Raw genomic sequence first — 20383 nt, 5'->3', positions numbered from 1 at the left:
GCCGGTGTCGGCGCCGACTCCGTCAGCGAAGCCGTTGGCCGACCACGCCGACCTCGACGCCGAGCGTCAGCTTGTCGGTAACGGCCCATTCCACGCCGGCCCGCGCCTCGGGCCTGACCGCGATATCGCTCTGGCTGAAGGGCGGGGAGACGCTCGTCGCGCCATAGCGCCAGGTCTCGTTCGCGGCGGACATGCCGACCTTGGTGTAGACCAGCACGTCCGGCGTCACGAGCACGCCGGTCTTGATCTGGAACGCGCCGGCGAAATCGCGGGTATAGGCGACATTGCCGAAGCTCGGCGTGCCGTAGCCTCCGAGGGTGGGCGAGTAGTCGAGCGCGCCGACGATGCCGTAGACGAAATTGCCCTCCTGCCGCATCGTTCCCATTTCGAGGCCGAAGGTCGGCCCCGCGCTGGTGCGCATATGCTTGCCGCTCGTCACCTGGAAGCCGGAGGAGATGCGCGCATAGGAGCCCTCCCATTTCGGTGAGAGCGAGGGCGCGTCCCAGGCGAAGGAGGGCAGCGAGGCGAAGCCGGTGAGCGGGAGGGAGGTCTGGGCCCGTGCCGTTCCGGCGGCTGCAAACAGAGCCAGCCCGGCGGCGGTCACGGCGGCAGAAACGACCGGAAATCTCACGTCGAAGGCATCCTCACGGCAAATACCTGCTGGAGCCTAGCATGAGGTCCGGCGAATGTCGCCGTTTTGTGGCGCGGCCGCTCCGCGCGGGCTCGCGCTGCGGCTCAGGCGATCTTGGTGCGCAGCTTGAGGAAGCGCAGCGTCCGCTCGGCGGTGGCGAGGTCGAGCTTGGCATAGGCGTCGACGTCGTCGTCGATGTCGCGCGAGGAGAAATAGAGCCGCCGCGCCCGCAATTGCAGGATGGCGCGGAAGGCCGTCATGCCGACGCCGAGCGAACGGCAGGTCACCGCGATGCCGCTGGCATTGCGCTGCATCAGCACGCGCAGCGCCTGCTCGGGGGTGATCTCGGCGACTTGCGACAAGACCTGCGCCAGATGGAAGGCCCGGTCCTCGTCGGCCAGCATGGTCAGGACGTCGTCGACCTCGCGCACCTTGGCGGTGAGATCGGAGAGCAGGAGCTTCACTTCGAGGCGCTGCTGGCGGGCCTGCCGGGCGAGCGAGACCGCTTCGTCGGTCGGTGTCCCCGCAGCGCCGGGGCTGTCCGACAATTGCTCGACGATGCGCAGCACCCGTTCAGCCCGTTTCGGTGCGAGATCCGAGCGCCGGGCGAGGTTGCCGGCGATTCCCGCATCGCCGGTGCCGCGCTCCAGCAGCCGGTCGAAGCCGCGATCCGAGAAGGCGGCGCCCTCATTGGCGCTGACGGTTGAGAGAACGGTCCGGTCGCCGCGCTCGACCAGGATGTCGGTGACGCTCTCGGACAGGCGCGCGCGCTCGGCGATGGCCGCGAGATGCTGCTGCGTCTGGCTGACGGCGATGGCGGCGAGATCGGTGTCGGTGAGGACCGGGGACAGGGTCAGGACCAGCCGCGCCACCTCGACATTGTCGTCGCCGCCGAGCGTGACGGCGACGTTGCGCGGCAGGCTCGGCAGCGCCGCGACGCGATCGGCATAGCCCTGGCGGTCCTCGTCGCCGAGATGGGAGAGCGACGTCACCGCGATGTCGCCGTAATGCTCCTTGCTGACCTCGCTCGGCTCCTGGTCCAGCAGGAACAGGTCCGTGACGGCATTGAGCAACTGCCGGCGCGAATCCGACGACATCTCGGCCGGCATCCGGGTCAGGTCGCGCAGCATGAAGCCCCCCAGGCGATCAGGTGCCGGGACAATGCGAGATGCGGACTTGATTTACTCTTAAGCCGATTGCGCTTTTTCGGGGAAAACGGGGGCGGATACGCCGATCCCTGACCATATGGCCCACCGCCCTATGGGAATGCGATCATTCTTGAGGGGGCGCTCTCATAGGTTGCGGCATTCGGTTCGCCGGCGTCGCGACGCGCTTCACGCGGTGGGAGCGTTCGTCTCGACCCGTTCCCAACCCTGCGGCGTCAGCCGCTCCTGCGGCAGGAACCGGGCCTTGTAGGACATCTTGGGCGAGCCATCGACCCAATAGCCGAGATAGACGTAAGGCAGCCCGAGCCTGCGGGCGCGCGCGATGTGATCGAGCACCATGAAGGTGCCGAGCGAGCGGAGCTCCAGCCCGGGATCATAGACCGAATAGACCATCGACAGGCCGTCGTTCAGCGTGTCGGTCAGCGCCATGGCGAAGAGGTCGCCCTGGCCGCGCCCGGTGAAGCCGGAATCCGGTCCGCGCCGCCGATACTCGATCAGGTTGGTCTCGACATGGGTGTCCTCGACCATCATCGCGAAGTCGAGCGCCGACATCGTCGCCATGCCGCCATCCGGATGCCGCTCGTCGAGATAGGAGCGGAACAGGGAATAATGCTCGGAGCGCGGCTGTGGCGGGCGCGCCTCGCCGATCAGGTCGCTGTTGCGAGCCAGCACCTTGCGGAAGCCGCGCGAGTAGCGGAAATCGTCGACGCAGACCCGCACCGAGACGCAGGCCCGGCAGACCTCGCAGGCCGGACGGTAGGCGATGCTCTGCGAACGCCGGAATCCGCCTTGCGACAGCACGTTGTTGAGGTCGCCGGCGCGCGGTCCGACGAGATGGGTGAACACCTTCCGTTCCTCGCGGCCCGGCAAATAGGGACACGCGGTCGGCGAAGTGAGGTAGAATTGCGGGGCATCCCGCAACGGGCGCGTCACGTCGGCTGGCTCCCCGGAAGCTTCCGCCCTTCAATGTAGCATCGGCAGCGGCGGCAACAAGCGCGATGCGAGATCGGGAGGACGCGATGACCGGTGAAAAGGTAGTTCTCCACGGCGCGCGCGAAACGCTTCTCGTCACGCTCTGTGCCAAGGCCGGCGAGAGCCAGCTGCCCGATACCCTGCTGAAGGACCGCTTTGCCGCGCAGGCCCTGGCGGGGATCGACTACGATTTCGACCGGCTGAGGATCGACCGCGACATCATGATCGGCGTCGCCTTGCGGGCTCACCTCATCGATGGCTGGACGCGCGATTTTCTGGGGCGACACCCGGATGCGACGGTGCTTCATCTCGGCTGCGGGCTGGACAGCCGCGTCTTCAGGATCGCGCCGCCCGAAACCGTCCGCTGGTTCGAGGTCGACTACCCGGACGTGATCGCCCTGCGGCAGCGCCTCTACCCGGCCCGCGACGGCTGTGTGCTGATCGGCTCCTCGGTGACCGAGCCCGAATGGCTCGAAGCCGTGCCGCGGGACAAGCCGGCCTTCGTCATCGCCGAAGGGCTGTTGCCCTATTTGCCGTCGGAGGAGGTGCCGTTGCTGCTGGAACGCGTGACCGGGCATCTGCCCGGGGGCGAGCTGGCCTTCGATGCCTATAGCCAGCTCGGGCTCATCCTGATCGCCTGGCAGCCCTCCATCCGCGCCACCGGCGCGGCCTTGCACTGGGCGCTCGACGAGCCGGAGGAACTGCTCCGGCAGCTTCCCCGGCTCGAGCTGGTGGAGGAGCTCACAGGCTATGGTTCGCGCGGCTATGACCTCGACCAGATCGCGCGTCTGTCCCTGTTCGCGCGAATGGCCGTGCCGGTCATGGAGATGATCCCGGCCTTCTCGCGAATCGGCCGCCTGCTGCGCTTCCGGTTTTAGCCCCTCAAGCCCGCACGACCACGAGGCCGGTCAGCAGGTCATGGCCGAGGCGCCGATCGGAGCGAAAGAGGCCGCAGCCGATGTCGATGAGCCACAGCGCCACCGTTCCGGCCGCGACGTAGAAGAACAGCGCATGCACCGCCGCGACGAGGCCGTCGGGCCGCCCGCCATCCGCGGTCTCGACCCGCAAGCCGGCGACGCGCATGCCCCAGGTCGACTGGCGCCGGCCGCCGACCGTCAAGGCCGCATACCCCAGCGCCGTCACGAAGGCGGCGGCCGGGATCAGGAACCAGGTCGCGCCGAAGGTGACGAGGCCGAGCACCACCAGCAGCAGGAAGACCAGCCAGCCGAGGAAGAACAGCACGACGATGTCGATGATCCAGGCGAAGAGCCGCGAGCCCAGGACGCCGCTGACGTTCTGGTAGGGACGCTGCTCCAGGGCCGTGATCGGCGGCTGGCCGTAGCGGGTATCGCTCATCGAACTCGATCCTCATGACGGCGCGCGGGAATGCGCACCCGGGCAACAATGTTTGATCAGCGCGTCGGTTCCGCAAGGCCACGCGGCAGGATGCGCCGGGGCGCGAAGCCATTTTTCGCCAGCATGTCCTCGATCGCGCGCGAATGTGCCTCGCCGCGCGTCTCGACCGTGACGTCGAGCGAGACGCCTTTCGCCGGCACGTCGAGGAAAAGCCGGCCATGGCTGACCTCGAGGATATTGGCCCCCTCATTGCCGAGAAGGCTCGCGATCTTGCCGAGCAGGCCGGGCCGGTCGCTGCTGGTCAGGCGGAAGGCGACGATACGGTCCTCCCGCTCCAGCTCGCGCACCATGATCGCGGCGAGCAGGCGGGTGTCGATGTTGCCGCCGCAGAGCACGAGCCCGACCTTGCGCCCGGCATAGCGCTCCGGCTCCTTCAGCATCGCCGCGAGCCCGGCCGCGCCGGCGCCTTCCGCCAGGCTGTGCTGCAGGCAGGCATAGGCGTTGACGGCGCGCTCGATCAGGTCTTCGCCGACGAGCACGATGTCGGAAACCAGTTTCGAGACGATCGGCAGCGTCATCTGGCCGACGGTCTTGACCGCGATGCCCTCGGCCAGCGTCGCCCCGCCGATGGGGCGGTCCTGCCCGTTCACGGCGTTGAAGAAGGAGGGGTAGAGGTCGGCCTCGACGCCGATCAGCTCGATGCCGGGCTTGATCGCCTTGGCGGCGACGGCGTTGCCGGCCATCAGCCCGCCGCCGCCGAGCGGGATGATCAGCATGTCGAGATCGGGCTCGTCGGCGAGCATCTCGCGCGCGACGGTGCCCTGGCCCGCCATCACCGCGGCATCGTCATAGGGGTGGACGAAGACGAGCTGCTCGGCGCCGGCGAGCTCGCGTGCCTTCTGCGCGGATTCGTAGAGCGTCTCGCCATGGAGCACGACGCGCGCGCCATGGGCGCGGGTGTTCTCGACCTTCACCAGCGGCGTCGTCTCGGGCATGACGATGGTCGCCGGGATGCCGAAGCGCTTGGCGTGATAGGCCACCGCCTGGGCATGGTTGCCGGCCGACATGGCGATGACGCCGCGGGCCCGCTCGGCCTCGCTGAGCGAGAGCAGCTTGTTGACCGCGCCGCGCTCCTTGAAGGAGGCGGTCGCCTGCATGTTCTCATGCTTGACCATGACCTGCGCGCCCGTGAGCTCGGAGAGGCGCGGCGCCGGCACCAGCGGCGTGCGCAGGACATGGCCTGCGATCCGCCCCGCGGCGGCGTCGATGTCCTCGGGCGTGATCGCGAAGGTCTCGGTCATGATGAGGTCCGTGTCTCGTCCGGGGGCGAAAGGCAAATGTGTTTTCGGACGGAAGCCGATGCCGCAGGCTGTCGTCAAACCTGGCGCGGCGTCAATTCGCTGTCGCCGAAGAAGCCTCCGGGGCGCCAGATCAGCACGATGGCGAGCAATAGATAGACCGCGAGGTCGCGTTGCTCGATCGGCAGCGTCGCCGACCAGACCGCCTCGAAGCCGGCGATGAACAGCCCGCCCAGCGCCGCGCCCGGCACCGAGCCGATGCCGCCGAGGATGGCCGCGACCAGCGCCTTGAGGCCGAGCGAGAAGCCGCCGGCGAAGCCCATGCCGCCATAGATCACCGTGACGATGACGCCCGCCATGCCGCAGAGCGCGCAGGCGATGATGACGGCGATGTCGCGCACGGCGCGTGCATCGACGCCGAACAGCGCCGCCGTGCCCTCATCGTCGGCGACCGCCCGCCAGGCCCTGCCATAGGCGGTGCGGCGGATGAGCTGCACCAGCCCGAGCGTGGCGCCCAACCCGATCAGCGTCAGGAGGGTCGCGACCGGGTTGAGCGTCACGATGAAATCGCCGGCATGGACGAGCGCCACGGGAGCGTTGAACACCGGCGGCAGCCAGCGCAATTGCGGCCCCTGGGCGAGGCGCAGATATTCCGAGAGCGCGATCGAAAGGCCGATCGTCGCGATCAGCATCTGCTGGCCGCTGGCGCGTTCGAGATGGCGCAGCACGAAGCGGCCCATGGCGAAACCGTGCAGCGCCGAGACGAGGATCGCCACGGTGAAGGCGACGGCGAGCCCCGTCAGCGGCGTCGAGACGGCGAGCGAGAGCAGCAGCGCCACCCCGACCACCGAGGCCAGCGCCCCGAGCGCGGCGAATTCGCCGAAGCACAGGATGATCCGCCCGGTCAGCCCGTAGACCAGCGCATAGGCGGCGGCGAGCAGCCCGTAGATCGCCGCCGAGGGCAGGCCGCTCAGCGCCTGCTGCAGGCCATAGGCGAGGCCGGCCGGCACGGCGGGCAGGTCCGACGCCGTGGGCGCGGCCGGATCCGGCGGCGGCTCGCTGCGATCCTCGAGATAGAACCGGCGCAGGAAATAGAAGCTGGCATCCGACATCGGCTGCCCGTCCGAGGCGATGCCGATCAGCGTCGGCCGCCCGAGCCCCTTGTCGTCCGTGCCGAACAGGCAGTCGATGCTGCGATGCCGCGCGACGCCGTCGCCGAGCTGCATTCGGTAGAGCAGGCGCAGCGCCCGTCGCACCGGGCCGGCTGTGATCCGCTCGATCTCGATATGCGCTCCCGGCGGGTTGAGCGGCGGGATCGCCTGCCGGCACAGCCGCGTCTGGTCGGTGTCGAAGTCTTCGCCGCAACCGGCGAGGGCCACGAGGACGGCAACCAGAATCGGCAGGAGGAGCGGGCGCATGCGGCGGCAACGGTAGCGCTTGCCCGTGCCGTTTGAAACATGGCTTTGGAGTGGGGGGTGTGCCGCTAGCTCAGATCGGGTGGATCGAGATATCGATTCAGGGTCTGTGCTCCATCAGACAGATCCCGAGCCTTGTCGTCGCGCCCGAGGCTGCGATACGTCTTCGCTGCGTCGTTTCGGCTCTGGATTTCGGCTTCGACCAAACGGCGCAGCTCGTCCTTGCCCAGCACCTTGCGTGGGACTTCGACCGCGCTGTCGCCGAATGCGTGAAACACATAGCTGTCGTGCCGATCGCCGACTGGAACGGCCTGGGCATTGTCGATCGCAGCGATCAATTCACGCAGTGCCGTCACCTCGACCGATTTGCGCTCTCGCATCGCCGTTCGCAGGTCGGCCTTCAGTCGCGCCAGGAAGCTCTGGCTTTCATCCGTCATCATGCTGAAACCGTCGTCGCTTTCGAGCGGAGCGGAAAATCATTCGGTACCACCGAACGCGCCGAAATCGTCTGGGACCGGAAAGCTCAGCCCGCCTTCAGCATCTTCGCCACGCGCGGCGCGAAATAGGTCAGCACGCCGTCGGCGCCGGCGCGCTTGAAGGCCAGCAGGCTCTCCAGCATCGCCTTGTCGCTGTCGAGCCAGCCATTCTGCACGGCGGCCATCAGCATCGCGTACTCGCCGGAGACCTGATAGGCGAAGGTCGGCACGCGGAACTGGTCCTTCACCCGCGCCACCACGTCGAGATAGGGCAGGCCGGGCTTGATCATCACCATGTCGGCGCCCTCCTCGAGGTCGAGCGCGACCTCGGCGATGGCCTCGTCGGTGTTGGCCGGGTCCATCTGGTAGGTGCGCTTGTCGCCGATCAGCGTCGCATTGGTGCCGATGGCGTCCCGGAACGGGCCGTAGAAGGCGGACGCATATTTGGCCGCATAGGCCATGATCTGCACGTCCTCCTGGCCGGCGGTGTCGAGCGCGGCGCGGATCGCGCCGACGCGCCCGTCCATCATGTCGGAGGGGGCGATCACGTCGGCGCCGGCATCGGCCAGCGCCAGCGCCTGCCGGACGAGGATCGCGACGCTGGCATCGTTCAGGATGCGCTCGCCATCCATCACGCCGTCATGGCCGTGCGAGGTGTAGGGGTCGAGCGCCGCGTCGCAGATGATGCCGATCTGCGGCACCTCCCGCTTGATCGCCCGCACCGCGCGGCACATCAGGTTTTCGCTGCTCAGCGCCTCGGAGCCCGTCGGGTCGCGCAGCGCCTTTTCGACATAGGGGAAGGGGGCGATGGCGGGGATGCCGAGTGCCGCCGCCTCGGCCGCCTGCCGGACGGCCTCGTCGATGTTCAGCCGGTCGACGCCGGGCATCCATTCCACCGGCGTGCGGGCCTGCTGCCCGTCCATCAGGAAGATCGGCCAGATCAGATCGTCGGTCGTCAGCCGTGTCTCGCGCACCAGCCGTCGCGACCACTCGGCCTTGCGGTTGCGGCGCATGCGGCGCGTCAGTCCGAGCGAGGGGACGGCCTGGGCCTCGCTCTGGCGCGACTCAGGATGGGGGAACGGCCTGACGACCCGGGATTCCATGGCGATGCCTCAAATGACGACGTCGCGGCACGCCCGAGGCTTGAGCGGGCGGCAGCGGCATGCCGGCTTCATATCACATCGGAACAATTCCAAACCAGAGGCGCATGGTCGCAAGCCTGGCGAGCATGCCGGTCTGGCCAGCGATGCCGGGCAATTCGGTCTTTCAGTATTTCGAAAGTGGGCGGCCATACCTTGCTTGAGCATTAGCTTGGGGAGGGGCCGACGCTTGACCACTCAGCGCATGACGCGAGCATTCCCCGTGGACAGCGCTCTGTTGAACGCTGTCGTGGAGCATGTGGACCAGGGAATTCTGATGGTGGACGCCAACGGCTATGTGGCGGTCTGCAATCAGCGCGCGATCGATCTGCTCGGCCTGCCTGCCGACTTGATGCGGTCCCATCCGTCGTTCGAGGCGGTGAAACGATGGCAGATGGAGCAAGGTGAATTCGGTACGGTCACCGAAGCGCTCCTTCGCGCCATCAAATACGAAGGAATAAACGTCGAAATTCTGGACTATGAGAGGCAGAGACCGGACGGGACGGTGCTGGAGGTTCGAACCAACCGCCTTCCCAATGGCGGAATGGTGCGCACCTTTACCGACATCACCATCCGCAATGCAGCCGAGAACGCGATCAGGGTGAGCGAGGAGCGCCTGCGGCTGGCTTTGCAAGCGAGCAGGATGGCGGCCTGGGAGCTCGATCTCGAGACGCTGTGGGTCGATCGCTCTGAGAATTCCATGGTGCTGCTGGGGATTTCTTCGGGACCGGCGGCCGATTTCATCGATCGGGTGCATCCCGACGACCGGCAGAGGGTGACGACTTTCTGGCATACCGTCATATCGGAGGGCAGTGGCGCGACTGAAGTGCGCTACCTGTCCCCAGACGGCACGCATACATGGCTGTCGCTCAGGGCTGAGCGAAAGGGCGAAAACCGGCTCATCGGACTGACCTTCGACATCGCCGATCGGAAAGCGGCCGAGGAAGCCATCTGGCGAACCGCCAACCACGACCCCCTGACGGGCCTGGCGAACCGGGCGCTGTTCCATGTCCGCCTGAACGAGGCCCTGAAGAATGCGGGGGACTCCGGGGTTGGTGTGGGCCTGCTGCTGCTCGATCTCGACGACTTCAAGGATGTCAACGATACCCTCGGCCATGCGGTCGGAGACCTCCTCCTTCAGGAAGCGGCCCTTCGGCTCAGGAGCTTCGTTGGCGAAGGCGATACCGTGGCACGCCTCGGGGGCGATGAGTTCGCCATTATCCTCGCCGAGATTTCAGCGGGGAGCGACGCCATCGCCCGGGCTGCGGAAATTGTCGAGGCTCTGCGCGCGCCCTTCCAGCACGAGGGGCGGGCGCTCTCCACCACGGTCAGCATTGGGCTGGCGACCTTCCCGGAACATCACCGCGACCCGGTCGAACTGATGAAGGACGCCGACATCGCGCTTTATCGCGCCAAGGAGCAGGGGCGCAGCCAGGCCGTGGTCTATACCAGCGCCGCCCGCGAGACGATGGAACACCGCGTGACCATCGCACATGACGTGCGTGAAGGGCTCACTGCGCGGCAGTTCGTCCCGTACTACCAGCCGAAAGTGTCGTTGGTGACAGGCCGGATCGTCGGCTTCGAGGCCCTCGCGCGGTGGAACCACCCGACCAAAGGGCTTCTCACTCCCGGTTACTTTGGCTCCATGTTCTCTGAGCAGGCCATTTCGATTGCGCTGGGCGAGCAGATGATCCGCCAGGTTGCCGCCGATGTCCGGTTATGGCTGGACCAGGGTCTCGAATGCGGCCGGGTGGCCGTCAATCTGTCTTCGGCCGACATCTCCGACCCGAAACTCGCCGACAGGATTCTCCGCATCCTGGAAGAGGCGCGCGTCTCCTCGGTGCATTTTGAAGTCGAAGTGACCGAAACGGCGTTCCTCGGGCGCAGGACAGCGACGGCGTCCGCCATCTTGAGCGAACTGCATGAGGCTGGCGTCTCCATCGCTCTGGACGATTTCGGGACGGGGTTTGCCTCGCTCCTGCACCTCAAGCAGTTCCCCGTGGATCACATCAAGATCGACCAGAGTTTCGTGCAGAACCTGATCAGCGACGACAGTGACGCCGCGATTGTCGCCGCCATCGTGAGCCTCGGCCACGCCATGGGAATGCATACGACGGCAGAAGGGGTCGAAAGCGCCGAGCAGGCCGCGCGCTTGCGAGAAACAGGGTGCGATTCCGCTCAAGGCTATTTGTATGCAAGGCCTCTGCAAGGGGAGAAGGTGCCGAAGACCATTCGGAATTGGTCGCCGGCAGGCCGCTCGCCCTCGACCCGCTCCTGACGCACCAATGATCCGAGCCACCGGCCAGCACGCAACCTTCACCGGCTCCAGCAGCACCGTTTGAGCCGAGGCAGGTCTTGGGGCTGGGTGCCGGCTTCCAGGGAGGTCCTCCAGCGTTCGTTTTCCACCCCAAACCGACATTTGCACCGCTACACCACCCCCCGCGTTGACAACCTCGCCCCCGCCTTCCAGAACCGCAGCCCATCGTAACCGGGGCGGATCATGGCGCAGGACCAGGACATCATCTGCGAGATCCGCGGCGCGGCCGGCGTCGTCATCCTCAACCGGCCGAAGGCGCTGAACGCGCTCAGCCTCGGCATGGTCCGCGAGCTCGCCCGCGCCCTCGACGCCTGGGAGAACGATCCGCAGGTGACGCGCGTCGTCGTCATCAGCACGAGCGAGAAGGCTTTTTCGGCCGGCGGCGACATCCGCTGGCTGCATGATTGCGGCAAGGCCGGCCGCCAGGACGAGATGCTCGCCTTCTGGGGCGAGGAATACATCCTCAATCACCGCATCAAGACCTATCCCAAGCCCTATGTCGCGCTCATCGACGGCATCGTCATGGGCGGCGGTGTCGGCATCTCGCTGCATGGCAGCCATCGCATCGCCGGCGACCGCTATCTCTTCGCCATGCCCGAGGTCGGCATCGGCTTCTTCCCCGATGTCGGCGCGACTTATGCCTTGCCGCGCCTGCCCGGCGCCTTCGGTCACTTCCTCGCCTTGACCGGCGAGCGCATCGGTGCGGCCGACGCACTTTCGGTCGGCCTTGCCACCCATAGCGTCGCCAGCGACCGCATGGCCGAGCTCGCCGACGCGCTGACCAGCCGCGCCGCCCTCGACGACATCCTCGCCGGCTTCACCATCGCCCGGCCGCCCGGCCCGTTGCAGGCGGAGGCCGCGACGATCGCGGACGCCTTCGCCGCCGCCTCGCCGCTGGAGGTCGTCGCGCGGCTGAAAGCTCTCGCGACCGGCGGCAGCGCCTTTGCCGGCAAGCTCGCGCAGACCATCGCCGCCAAATCGCCGACCAGCGTCGCCATCGCCCATGAGCAGATGCGCCGCGGCAAGGATCTCGATTTCGCCGAGGCGATGCGCACCGAATTCCGCATCGTCTCGCGCATCGCCCATGGCCATGATTTCTATGAAGGCGTGCGCGCGGTGGTGATCGACAAGGACCAGGCGCCGCACTGGCGGCCGGATACGCTGGAAGCCGTCGAGCCTGCCGCGATCGCGGCCTATTTCGCTCCGCTCGGCGCCGCCGAGCTGAAGCTGGAGGTCTGAGCTTGGGTCTGGGTGGCGACGTCGAGGCCCTGCGCGGCGAACAGGCGGGCGAGGGCGGCACCAAGGATGCGGCCCGCTGGCGGCTCGTGCTGGTCTGGTTCCTGCGGCTGCTCTCGGTGCTCTGGCTCGCCAAGGGGCTGATGGCCTGGATGGTGATCTTCGGCGTTTCGGGCGACGGCCAGCTGCCCTTCGAGAATCGTTTGCTCAGTTTCCAGGCGATCATCGTCTATTTCGCGGTAATCGATCTCGTCGCGGCGGTGGGGCTGTGGCTGACCTCGACCTGGGGCGGGGTGCTCTGGCTGCTCGCGACGTTGAGCCAACTCCTGTTGAGCTTCTTCTTCCCGCGCTTCGTGCCGATGACGACCTGGATGGTCGGCATCTATATGGCGCTGATCGCGGTCTACTTCCTCGTCACCTGGGCGGCCGAGAACGAGGCGGAGTAGGGCGCTCCGGCCTCCTTGTCGAGCGAGCCCTCATCCTGAGGAGCCGCGCAAGCGGTGTCTCGAAGGATGAGGCTCGGATTTCAGCGCAGATATCGACCCTCCGGCCGACTTCAAGCGATGGGCGCTGACGCCCTGCAACCGCGCAATTGCCGCGAGTCATGGTAAGAATCGCTTTAGCTTAAGCGTTTCTGGCTTCACTTACGATTCACCCAAAGGGGTAAATCTCCGATTCATCCTGATATTTAAACTCGTTTTCATCCGGGCAGGCTTATGGTGTTTTTCAGAAGCGGACCGGAAGAGAAATTCCGGCCGGCACACAACAGGCGGGTAATACCATGAAAGCGAGCGTGAAGACTTCTGTAGTTGCCAAGGATAGCGCGGCCGATCTCAATGTGAAGCCGCTTTATCTTGAGTCGCTCACCCTGGTGGAGCGGCTGCATCGCCGGCTTCTCGACGTCATCAAGGATGAGTTCGAGCGCCGCGGTCGCGACGACGTCAACAGCGTGCAGGCCCTGCTGCTCTATAATATCGGCGACGCCGAACTCTCCGCCAGCGAGCTGCGCACCCGCGGCTACTATCTCGGCTCGAACGTCTCCTACAACGTCAAGAAGCTGGTCGAGCTCGGCTATCTCCACCACGCCCGGTCGCGCATCGACCGCCGCTCGGTCCGCATCAGCCTGACCGAGAAGGGCGCCGAAGTGCACGACATCGTGAAGGGCGTCTACGACAAGCATGTTCGCACCGTCGAGCAGATCGGCGGCATCGCGGCTGATGACTTCGAGCGCATGAACAACGCGCTGCTGCGGCTGGAGCGCTTCTGGACCGATCAGATCCGCTACAAGCTCTGAAGGCCGTCCTTCCAGGGGTTTTCGGGAGATTGCCCACCGGGCGGCTGGCTACCCCAGCCGCCCGGGGTCGTTTCAGCGGCGGTGAGATGCCGGCCGGCAGTCAAGTGTGACTTTATGGCCATGCATGCGGCAAAACATGGCCATGCCCTAAATTCGCCGCTCTCATCACGCCTCTTTAACTGTGATACGACACCGTCGCCGTCATGGGAGCCGATCAGCTGCGCTGCCGCTCCCGCCGGCGGCGTTTTCGTGCCGGCCGCCCGCGTTCGGATGAAGTTGAAGAGGGAAGAGATGTCGCAACTGAGCCTGACACGCCGCGAGACTGTGCTGGCGCTGCTTTCCGGCGCTGCCTCGACCGCAGCGGCTCCTGCTTTCGCCCAGCAGGCCGAATGGCTTCAGAATTACGATGCCGGCCCGCGCAACGCCGTGTTGCGCTCCTCGACGCCGATGCTGTCGCCCGAGTCGCTGCAGGCGACGGAGCAGGCGATCGCCGCCTATCGCGACCTTGCCGCCCGCGGCGGCTGGCAGCCCGTGCAGTTGCCCGATCGCATGGGCCTCGGCGCCAGGGGCCCCGCCGTTGCGGCGCTGCGCCAGCGCCTCTCGATCACCGGCGACCTCCAGCAGAATGCCGGTGAGAGCAACGTCTACGACTCCTATGTCGAAGCGGCGGTGCGCCAGTTCCAGGCCCGGGTCGGCCTTTCCACGACCGGCGCGATCAACCGCGCGACGGTCGTCGCCCTCAACGTTCCGATCGACCGCCGCATCCGCCAGCTCGAGACCAACGTCGTGCGCCTGCGCACCTGGTCCGGCAATCTCGGCGGGCGCTATGTCGTCGCCAACATCCCGGCTGCGATGGTCGAGACGGTCGAGAACGGCCATGTCGCGACGCGCCATGCTGCCGGCGTCGGCAAGATCGACCGCCAGTCGCCGCTGCTCCAGACCAAGATTCCGGAAGTCAATTTCAACCCGACCTGGACGGTTCCCGCCTCGATCATCAAGAAGGACCTCATCCCGAAGATGAGGAAGGAGCCGAACTACCTCGCCGAGAACAAGATCCGCATCATCTCGTCCAGCGGTGGCGAGATCGCGCCTTCGCAGGTCAACTGGAATTCGGACGAGGCGACGCGCTACACCTTCCGGCAGGATCCGGGCGGTGACTTCAACTCGCTCGGCTTCGTGCGCATCAACATTCCCAGCCCCTACGGCGTCTACATGCACGACACGCCGGCCAAGGGCATCTTCGGCGACGATTACCGCTTCGTCTCCTCGGGCTGCATGCGCGTCCAGAACGTGCGCGACTACGTCGCCTGGCTGCTCAAGAACACCCCCGGCTGGGACCGTGCCAAGATCGACGAGACGATCAATTCCGGCCAGCGCGTCAACGCCCGCATCGCCGATCCGGTCTCCTGCTATTGGGTCTATGTCACGGCCTGGGCGACGCCGGATGGCGGCGTGCAGTTCCGCGACGACATCTACAACAAGGACGGCCTCGGCCCGGCGCCGGTCGCCGCACTGCAGGGCGAGAACGACATCTGATCCCGGGCGCTCCGCCGGATCGCTACGAAGCCCGCCGATCTTCATCGGCGGGCTTTTGCTTGGTTCGCCTGCTTCGATCGTCCGGGCCGCGCGTCGCGGAGACGCGGGAGCACCGGCGGCCACGCCGGACCGAAACACGAGGCGCGCCTATTGCGGGGCAGACTCCGGGCGCACCAGGAGCTTGTCGATGCGGCGGCCGTCGAGGTCGACGATTTCGAAGCGCCAGCCGTCGAAAACGAAGCTTTCCCCGACATCGGGCAGATGCCCGAGCTGGAACAGCGCGAAGCCTGCGACGGTGTGAAAATCGCCGTCGGCGGATTGCGGCCTGATGCCGAGATGGCTCAGGGCCTCGTGCGCCGGCATCATGCCGTCGATCAGCAGCGAGCCGTCCTCCCGCACGGTGACGTCCGGATCCTCGCCCTCCGTGGCGGGCAGGGCGCCGGCGATGGCCTCGAGCAGGTCGGTTTGCGTGACGATGCCCTGGAGGCTGCCATATTCGTCGACGATCGTCGCTAGGCGCAGCGGCGAGCGCTTGAAGAGCTCGAGAATCTTCACCGCTGATGTCGCCTCATGGACGATCACCGGTTCGCGGATCACCGCGATGGGGTCGAGCGGCTGCCCGTCGAGGAACTGGTCGAGAAGATCCTTCTTCAGCACCATGCCGAGCGGCTCGTCGATACTGCCGCGCCCGACGAGCAACTGCTCGTGCCGGCAGGCGCGGATGATGCGGATCATGTCCTCGCGCGTTTCCTCGGCGTCGATCCACTCGATCTCGTGGCGAGGCGTCATGATGTTGGCGACCCGCAGGTCACCGATGTTCAGCGCCCGGACCAGCACCTCCTGCTGCGCCCTTTCGAAGATGCCGGCTTCCTGGCTGGCCTGAACCAGCAGCTTCAGCTCGTCGGGCGAGTGCAATGCTCCTTCCGCTGCGCCCGGCCGCAGGCCGCAGGCGCGCAGGACGAGGTTGCCGAGCCCGTTGAGCGTCACGATAGCCGGCCGCAGCAGGAACAGGAACAGCCCGAGCGGGCGCACGATCCACAGCGCCGTGCCCTCGCTGCGCTGCAGTGCGAGGCTTTTCGGCGCGAGCTCGCCCAGCACGATGTGCAGGGTCGTGATGATGATGAAGGCGATCGCCACGGCGATGGCATGCGAGCCGAAGGAGATCAGCCCCTCTGGCAGCCACCCCAGCAGCGGAACGATGAGATGCGCCAGCGCGGGTTCGCCGATCCAGCCCAGGGCGAGCGAGGATATGGTGATGCCGAGCTGCGTGGCGGCCAGGTTGGAGTCGAGATTGTCGAGCGCGCGCTGAAGGACGGTCGCATTCATGCGGCCTGCCGCGACCAGCTCCGTCACCCGGCTCTTGCGAACCGCGACGAGCGAGAACTCCGCCGCGACGAAAAAGCCGTTCGCGGCAACGAGGATGAGGACCGACAGGATTCCGAGAACGTCGACCCAACTGCTACTGCCATCGCCCGCAGGCATGATCTCCTCTGGAAGGTTGCGGCGTGTCGCCACGCCGGAGAACAAAAAAGGCGGCATCGCGCTGGATGCCGCCGCATCCGCGCCTGACGCGGATATTTCGCAACTAACATGGCGGGGCCGCGGCTGGCTAGAGCCTGCGCTCGCGGGCGGCGGCGGCGCCTCGGCGAGCGGCGCAATGCCTCGGGGAAGGGGAAACGCTTGGACAGCCCCCCGCCGCATGATAGGGAGCCGGCGATGGAGCCGGTTCGTGGCCGGCCGCCGAACTTCAGGAGCCGGATATGAGCGAAGCCGCGCGCGACAAGCACCTCTCGAACTCCTTCTTCGGCGCCTCGCTGCATGATGCCGATCCCGAGATCGCCCGCGCGATCGATCTGGAGCTCGGTCGCCAGCGCGACGAGATCGAGCTGATCGCCTCCGAGAACATCGTCTCCCGCGCCGTGCTCGAGGCGCAGGGCTCGGTGATGACCAACAAATATGCCGAGGGCTATCCCGGCCGGCGCTACTATGGCGGCTGCCAGTTCGTCGACATCGCCGAGAAGCTCGCCATCGAGCGCGCCTGCCGGCTGTTCGGCTGCAGCTTCGCCAATGTCCAGCCGAACTCGGGCTCGCAGGCCAACCAGGGCGTCTTCATGGCCCTGATGCAGCCCGGCGACACCTTCATGGGCCTCGATCTCGCCGCCGGCGGGCACCTGACCCATGGCGCGCCGGTCAACCAGTCCGGCAAATGGTTCAACGTCGTCTCCTACGGCGTCTGCGTCGTCGACCAGCTGATCGACTATGACGCGCTGGAGCGTCTCGCCGTCGAGCACAAGCCGAAGGTCATCGTCGCCGGTGGCTCGGCCTATGCCCGCCACTGGGACTTCGCCCGCTTCCGCGAGATCGCCGACAAGGTCGGCGCCTATTTCATGGTCGATATCGCCCATTTCGCCGGTCTCGTCGCCGGTGGCGCGCATCCTTCGCCGTTCCCGCACGCCCATGTCGTCACCACCACGACGCACAAGACGCTGCGCGGCCCGCGCGGCGGCATGATCCTGACCAATGACGAGGCGCTGGCGAAGAAGATCAACTCGGCGATCTTCCCGGGCATCCAGGGCGGCCCGCTGATGCATGTCATCGCGGCCAAGGCGGTGTCCTTCCTCGAGGCGCTGCAGCCCGAGTTCAAGACCTATGCCCATGCCGTCGTCGCCAACGCCAAGGCGCTGGCCGAGACGCTGAAGGCGAAGGGCTTCGACCTCGTCACCGGCGGCACCGACAACCACCTGATGCTGGTCGATCTGCGCTCGAAGAAGCTGACCGGCAAGGCGGCGGAAGCGGCGCTCGGCCGCGCCCACATCACCTGCAACAAGAACGGCATCCCCTTCGACCCGGAGAAGCCGATGACGACCTCCGGCATCCGTCTGGGCACCCCTGCGGCGACCTCGCGCGGCTTCGGCATCGCCGAGTTCAAGCAGGTCGGTGAACTGATCGCCGAGGTGCTGGACGGTCTCGCCGCCAATGGCGAGGACGGCAACGCCGCCGTCGAGCAGGCCGTGACCGCCAAGGTCAAGGCGCTCACCGCGCGCTTCCCGATCTATTGAGGATGGTCTCGAAGGGGCTCTGAGAAAGGCTGGCGAACCGGAATGCGCTGTCCCTATTGCGGCTCCCTCGACACGCAGGTGAAGGACTCCCGTCCCACCGACGATCATGCCTCGATCCGCCGCCGCCGGGTCTGTCCCGATTGCGGCGGCCGCTTCACCACCTTCGAGCGCGTGCAGTTGCGCGAGCTCACCGTGGTCAAGCGCTCGGGTCGTCGCGCGCCTTTCGATCGCGACAAGCTGGAGACCTCGATCGCGCATGCGCTGCGCAAGCGCCCGGTCGCGCCCGAGCGTATCGAGCGCATGGTCAACGGCATCGTGCGCCAGCTCGAAAGCTCGGGCGAGGCGGAGATCCCCAGCTCGACCATCGGCGAACTGGTCATGGAGGGGCTGAAAGGCCTCGACGACGTCGCCTATGTCCGCTTCGCCTCGGTCTACAAGAACTTCCGCGAGGCCAAGGACTTCGAGGAGCTGCTCGGCCAGCTCGGCACCATCGAGGAGGAGGCCGCTTCCGCCCCGCCGCCCCGCGCTGATGACTGACCGAGACGCGGTCGACCGCGTCTTCATGGCGCAGGCGCTGGCTTATGGCGCGCGCAATCTCGGTGCGACCTGGCCGAACCCTTCGGTCGGCGCCATCGTCACGCGCGATACGCCGGACGGGCCGATCGTGGTGGCGCGCGGGCTGACGCAAGCCGGCGGGCGCCCGCATGGCGAGGCCCTGGCCTTCGCGCGGGCGGGCGCCGCATCGATGGGCGGCACGCTTTATGTCACGCTCGAACCCTGCTCGCATCGTTCGCTGCGCGGCGGCATTCCTTGCGTCGAGCACACGATTCTCTCCGGCGTGAGGCGTGTCGTCTCGGCCATGACGGACCCGAATCCCTTCATCGCCGGTCTCGGCCATGCATTGCTGCGCACGGCTGGCATCGAGGTCGTAACCGGGGTGTTGCGGGAGGAGGCAGAGCGCGCCCATCGCGGCCATGTCCTACGGGTGACGCAAGGCCGGCCGATGGTGACCTTCAAGATTGCCCGCACGGCCGATGGCTATGCCGGCGGGGCAGGGGGCAAGCCGATCGCCGTCTCCAGTCCGGCGGCCGGGGCCTGGGTGCATCTGCAGCGGGCGCATCACGACGCGATCATGCTCGGTATCGGCTCGGTGCTCTCGGACGATCCGCAACTGACGGTGCGCCTGCCCGGCATGGCGGAGCGCTCGCCCGTGCGGGTCATCCTCGACACCCATTTGCGGCTGCCGCTGACGGCGAGGCTCGTTCGCACCGCCCGCGAGGTTCCGGTCTGGGTGATCGCGGCCGAGACTGCGCCGGTCGAGCCGGAAACCACGCTGGTCGCGGCCGGCGTCGAGGTCATGCGCGTTTCGGCTGCGCCGGACGGTCATCTCGACCTTGGCGAGGCGCTGAAGCTGCTCGGCACGCGCGGCATCACCCGCGTGTTCTCGGAAGGGGGCCCGCGCATTGGCGAGAAGCTGGCGCTGGCGGGGCTCGCCGACGAGGTCATCGTCTCGACCTCCCCGAAAATGCTGGGTCAGCCCGGCATTGTTGCCGTGCGTCCGGGACTTGCCGGGCTGCTGGCCGACCCCGATCTTTACCGCCTCGCCGAAACCGAATGGATCGGCGGCGATCGTTTCGAGCAATTCGTGAGGAGAGGCTGATGTTCACCGGCATCGTCACCGCCATCGGCGAGGTCGTCGAATCCGAGCGCAAGGGGCCGAACCTCAAGCGCCTCGCCATCGCCTGCCCCTATGAGGCGGACGGTATCGCTATCGGCGCCTCGATCGCCTGCGCCGGTGTCTGCCTCACTGTCACGGCGCTCCGGCCGCGCACGGATGGCGAGCTCGGCTGCATCTTCCAGGTCGAGGCGGCGGCCGAGACGCTGGCCAAGACGCTGGTCGGCGAATGGGAACCCGGCACGCTGGTCAATCTTGAGCGCTCGCTCAAGGTCGGCGACGAGCTCGGCGGCCATCTCGTCGTCGGCCATGTCGACGGTGTCGGCCGCATCCTGAAGATCGACGCGATCGAAGCCGATCCCGACGAGCCCTGGGGCGCGACCGCCCGCTTCCACATCCGGGCGCCGCAGGGCCTGGCGCGCTTCATCGCGACCAAGGGCTCGATCTGCCTCGACGGCACCTCGCTCACCATCAACACGGTCGAGGGCGACGTCTTCACCGTATTGCTGATCCCGCATTCCTTCGCCGTCACCACCTGGGGGCAACGCAAGGAGGGTGATGCCGTCCATGTCGAGGTCGATCTGATGGCGCGCTATGCCGCGCGGCTTGCGGAGGCGCGCCCGCAGGGGTAAGAGCCTGCGCTCAATTCGAGAATTCGAGCCCTCATCCTGAGGAGCCGCGAAGCGGCGTCTCGAAGGATGTTCCAGCGTGCTCTGGACCATCCTTCGAGACGCCATTTCTGTGGAAATGGCTCCTCAGGATGAGGGCTGTGTGATCCGGTCATTGGACCGGAGTCGACTGCAACAAGGACAA

General features: G+C 66.9%; 19 protein-coding genes. 10 read left to right on the top strand and 9 right to left on the bottom strand.

Features of this window, described 5'->3' with window-relative positions:
• Window positions 1-22 precede the first annotated feature (22 nt).
• The 3 genes from GY40_RS25355 to GY40_RS25345 form a co-directional block, all read right to left on the bottom strand.
• The gene (locus GY40_RS25355; protein WP_038368326.1) at window positions 23-631 is read right to left on the bottom strand and encodes an outer membrane protein; all 609 of its coding nucleotides are present in this window, start codon (window positions 629-631) and stop codon (window positions 23-25) included.
• 104 nt (window positions 632-735) lie between these two features.
• On the bottom strand, window positions 736-1761 hold the full coding sequence (locus tag GY40_RS25350) for a DUF2336 domain-containing protein (RefSeq protein WP_038368325.1): 1026 nt from the start codon (window positions 1759-1761) through the stop codon (window positions 736-738).
• 204 nt (window positions 1762-1965) lie between these two features.
• Window positions 1966-2730 (bottom strand): arginyltransferase, encoded by a 765-nt coding sequence (locus tag GY40_RS25345; protein WP_038368323.1) that lies wholly within the window; start codon window positions 2728-2730, stop codon window positions 1966-1968.
• An 86-nt stretch (window positions 2731-2816) separates the two neighbouring features.
• On the opposite strand from GY40_RS25345, the gene GY40_RS25340 reads away from it, so the two are divergent.
• Window positions 2817-3647 (top strand): class I SAM-dependent methyltransferase, encoded by an 831-nt coding sequence (locus GY40_RS25340; protein ID WP_038368321.1) that lies wholly within the window; start codon window positions 2817-2819, stop codon window positions 3645-3647.
• 4 nt (window positions 3648-3651) lie between these two features.
• Here the strand turns inward: GY40_RS25340 and GY40_RS25335 are convergent, their stop codons facing one another.
• The 5 genes from GY40_RS25335 to hemB all read right to left on the bottom strand — a co-directional run bounded on the left by GY40_RS25335 (window position 3652) and on the right by hemB (window position 8417).
• Window positions 3652-4125, bottom strand: coding sequence for an RDD family protein (locus tag GY40_RS25335; protein ID WP_051988508.1), 474 nt, complete (start codon window positions 4123-4125; stop codon window positions 3652-3654).
• 56 nt (window positions 4126-4181) lie between these two features.
• Window positions 4182-5426: a threonine ammonia-lyase gene (locus GY40_RS25330; RefSeq protein WP_038368319.1), complete on the bottom strand. Its 1245-nt coding sequence runs from the start codon at window positions 5424-5426 to the stop codon at window positions 4182-4184.
• A 74-nt stretch (window positions 5427-5500) separates the two neighbouring features.
• On the bottom strand, window positions 5501-6841 hold the full coding sequence (locus GY40_RS25325) for a branched-chain amino acid ABC transporter permease (protein WP_038368317.1): 1341 nt from the start codon (window positions 6839-6841) through the stop codon (window positions 5501-5503).
• Between the two features lie 65 nt (window positions 6842-6906).
• Window positions 6907-7278 (bottom strand): GatB/YqeY domain-containing protein, encoded by a 372-nt coding sequence (locus tag GY40_RS25320; RefSeq protein WP_038368315.1) that lies wholly within the window; start codon window positions 7276-7278, stop codon window positions 6907-6909.
• Between the two features lie 83 nt (window positions 7279-7361).
• Window positions 7362-8417 carry a porphobilinogen synthase gene (gene hemB, locus GY40_RS25315; RefSeq protein ID WP_038368314.1) on the bottom strand — a complete coding sequence of 352 codons (1056 nt, stop codon included), beginning with the start codon at window positions 8415-8417 and terminating at the stop codon, window positions 7362-7364.
• A gap of 274 nt (window positions 8418-8691) precedes the next feature.
• Between hemB and GY40_RS27830 the strand changes: the two genes are divergently transcribed.
• From GY40_RS27830 to GY40_RS25290, 5 genes are all read left to right on the top strand, one after another.
• Entirely contained in the window at window positions 8692-10731 is a 2040-nt protein-coding gene (locus GY40_RS27830; protein ID WP_197062820.1) for a putative bifunctional diguanylate cyclase/phosphodiesterase, read from the top strand.
• A gap of 222 nt (window positions 10732-10953) precedes the next feature.
• Window positions 10954-12009 (top strand): enoyl-CoA hydratase/isomerase family protein, encoded by a 1056-nt coding sequence (locus GY40_RS25305; protein ID WP_038368313.1) that lies wholly within the window; start codon window positions 10954-10956, stop codon window positions 12007-12009.
• 2 nt (window positions 12010-12011) lie between these two features.
• On the top strand, window positions 12012-12452 hold the full coding sequence (locus GY40_RS25300) for a DUF6163 family protein (protein ID WP_051988506.1): 441 nt from the start codon (window positions 12012-12014) through the stop codon (window positions 12450-12452).
• 335 nt (window positions 12453-12787) lie between these two features.
• Window positions 12788-13300 carry a transcriptional regulator LdtR gene (locus tag GY40_RS25295; RefSeq protein ID WP_038368311.1) on the top strand — a complete coding sequence of 171 codons (513 nt, stop codon included), beginning with the start codon at window positions 12788-12790 and terminating at the stop codon, window positions 13298-13300.
• A gap of 291 nt (window positions 13301-13591) precedes the next feature.
• The gene (locus tag GY40_RS25290; RefSeq protein ID WP_051988505.1) at window positions 13592-14836 is read left to right on the top strand and encodes a L,D-transpeptidase family protein; all 1245 of its coding nucleotides are present in this window, start codon (window positions 13592-13594) and stop codon (window positions 14834-14836) included.
• Between the two features lie 147 nt (window positions 14837-14983).
• Here the strand turns inward: GY40_RS25290 and GY40_RS25285 are convergent, their stop codons facing one another.
• Window positions 14984-16318, bottom strand: coding sequence for a hemolysin family protein (locus GY40_RS25285; RefSeq protein WP_038368843.1), 1335 nt, complete (start codon window positions 16316-16318; stop codon window positions 14984-14986).
• A 278-nt stretch (window positions 16319-16596) separates the two neighbouring features.
• Between GY40_RS25285 and glyA the strand changes: the two genes are divergently transcribed.
• Genes glyA through GY40_RS25265 form a run of 4 tightly spaced genes read left to right on the top strand, consistent with a single transcriptional unit; the run spans window position 16597 to window position 20202 of the window.
• On the top strand, window positions 16597-17895 hold the full coding sequence (gene glyA, locus GY40_RS25280; protein WP_038368309.1) for a serine hydroxymethyltransferase: 1299 nt from the start codon (window positions 16597-16599) through the stop codon (window positions 17893-17895).
• Between the two features lie 42 nt (window positions 17896-17937).
• On the top strand, window positions 17938-18432 hold the full coding sequence (gene nrdR, locus GY40_RS25275; RefSeq protein ID WP_038368308.1) for a transcriptional regulator NrdR: 495 nt from the start codon (window positions 17938-17940) through the stop codon (window positions 18430-18432).
• The gene (ribD, locus tag GY40_RS25270; RefSeq protein WP_038368306.1) at window positions 18425-19555 is read left to right on the top strand and encodes a bifunctional diaminohydroxyphosphoribosylaminopyrimidine deaminase/5-amino-6-(5-phosphoribosylamino)uracil reductase RibD; all 1131 of its coding nucleotides are present in this window, start codon (window positions 18425-18427) and stop codon (window positions 19553-19555) included. Before nrdR ends, ribD begins: the two co-directional genes overlap by 8 nt.
• Window positions 19555-20202: a riboflavin synthase gene (locus tag GY40_RS25265; protein WP_038368303.1), complete on the top strand. Its 648-nt coding sequence runs from the start codon at window positions 19555-19557 to the stop codon at window positions 20200-20202. The genes ribD and GY40_RS25265 overlap by 1 nt, the downstream gene beginning before the upstream one ends.
• Window positions 20203-20383: the final 181 nt, after the last annotated feature.

Source organism: Allobosea sp. UNC402CLCol, assembly GCF_000745475.1.
GTDB lineage: Bacteria > Pseudomonadota > Alphaproteobacteria > Rhizobiales > Beijerinckiaceae > Allobosea > Allobosea spartocytisi.
The sequence above is the reverse complement of the archived record's forward strand: the minus strand, read 5'-3'. Positions and strand labels throughout refer to the sequence as shown.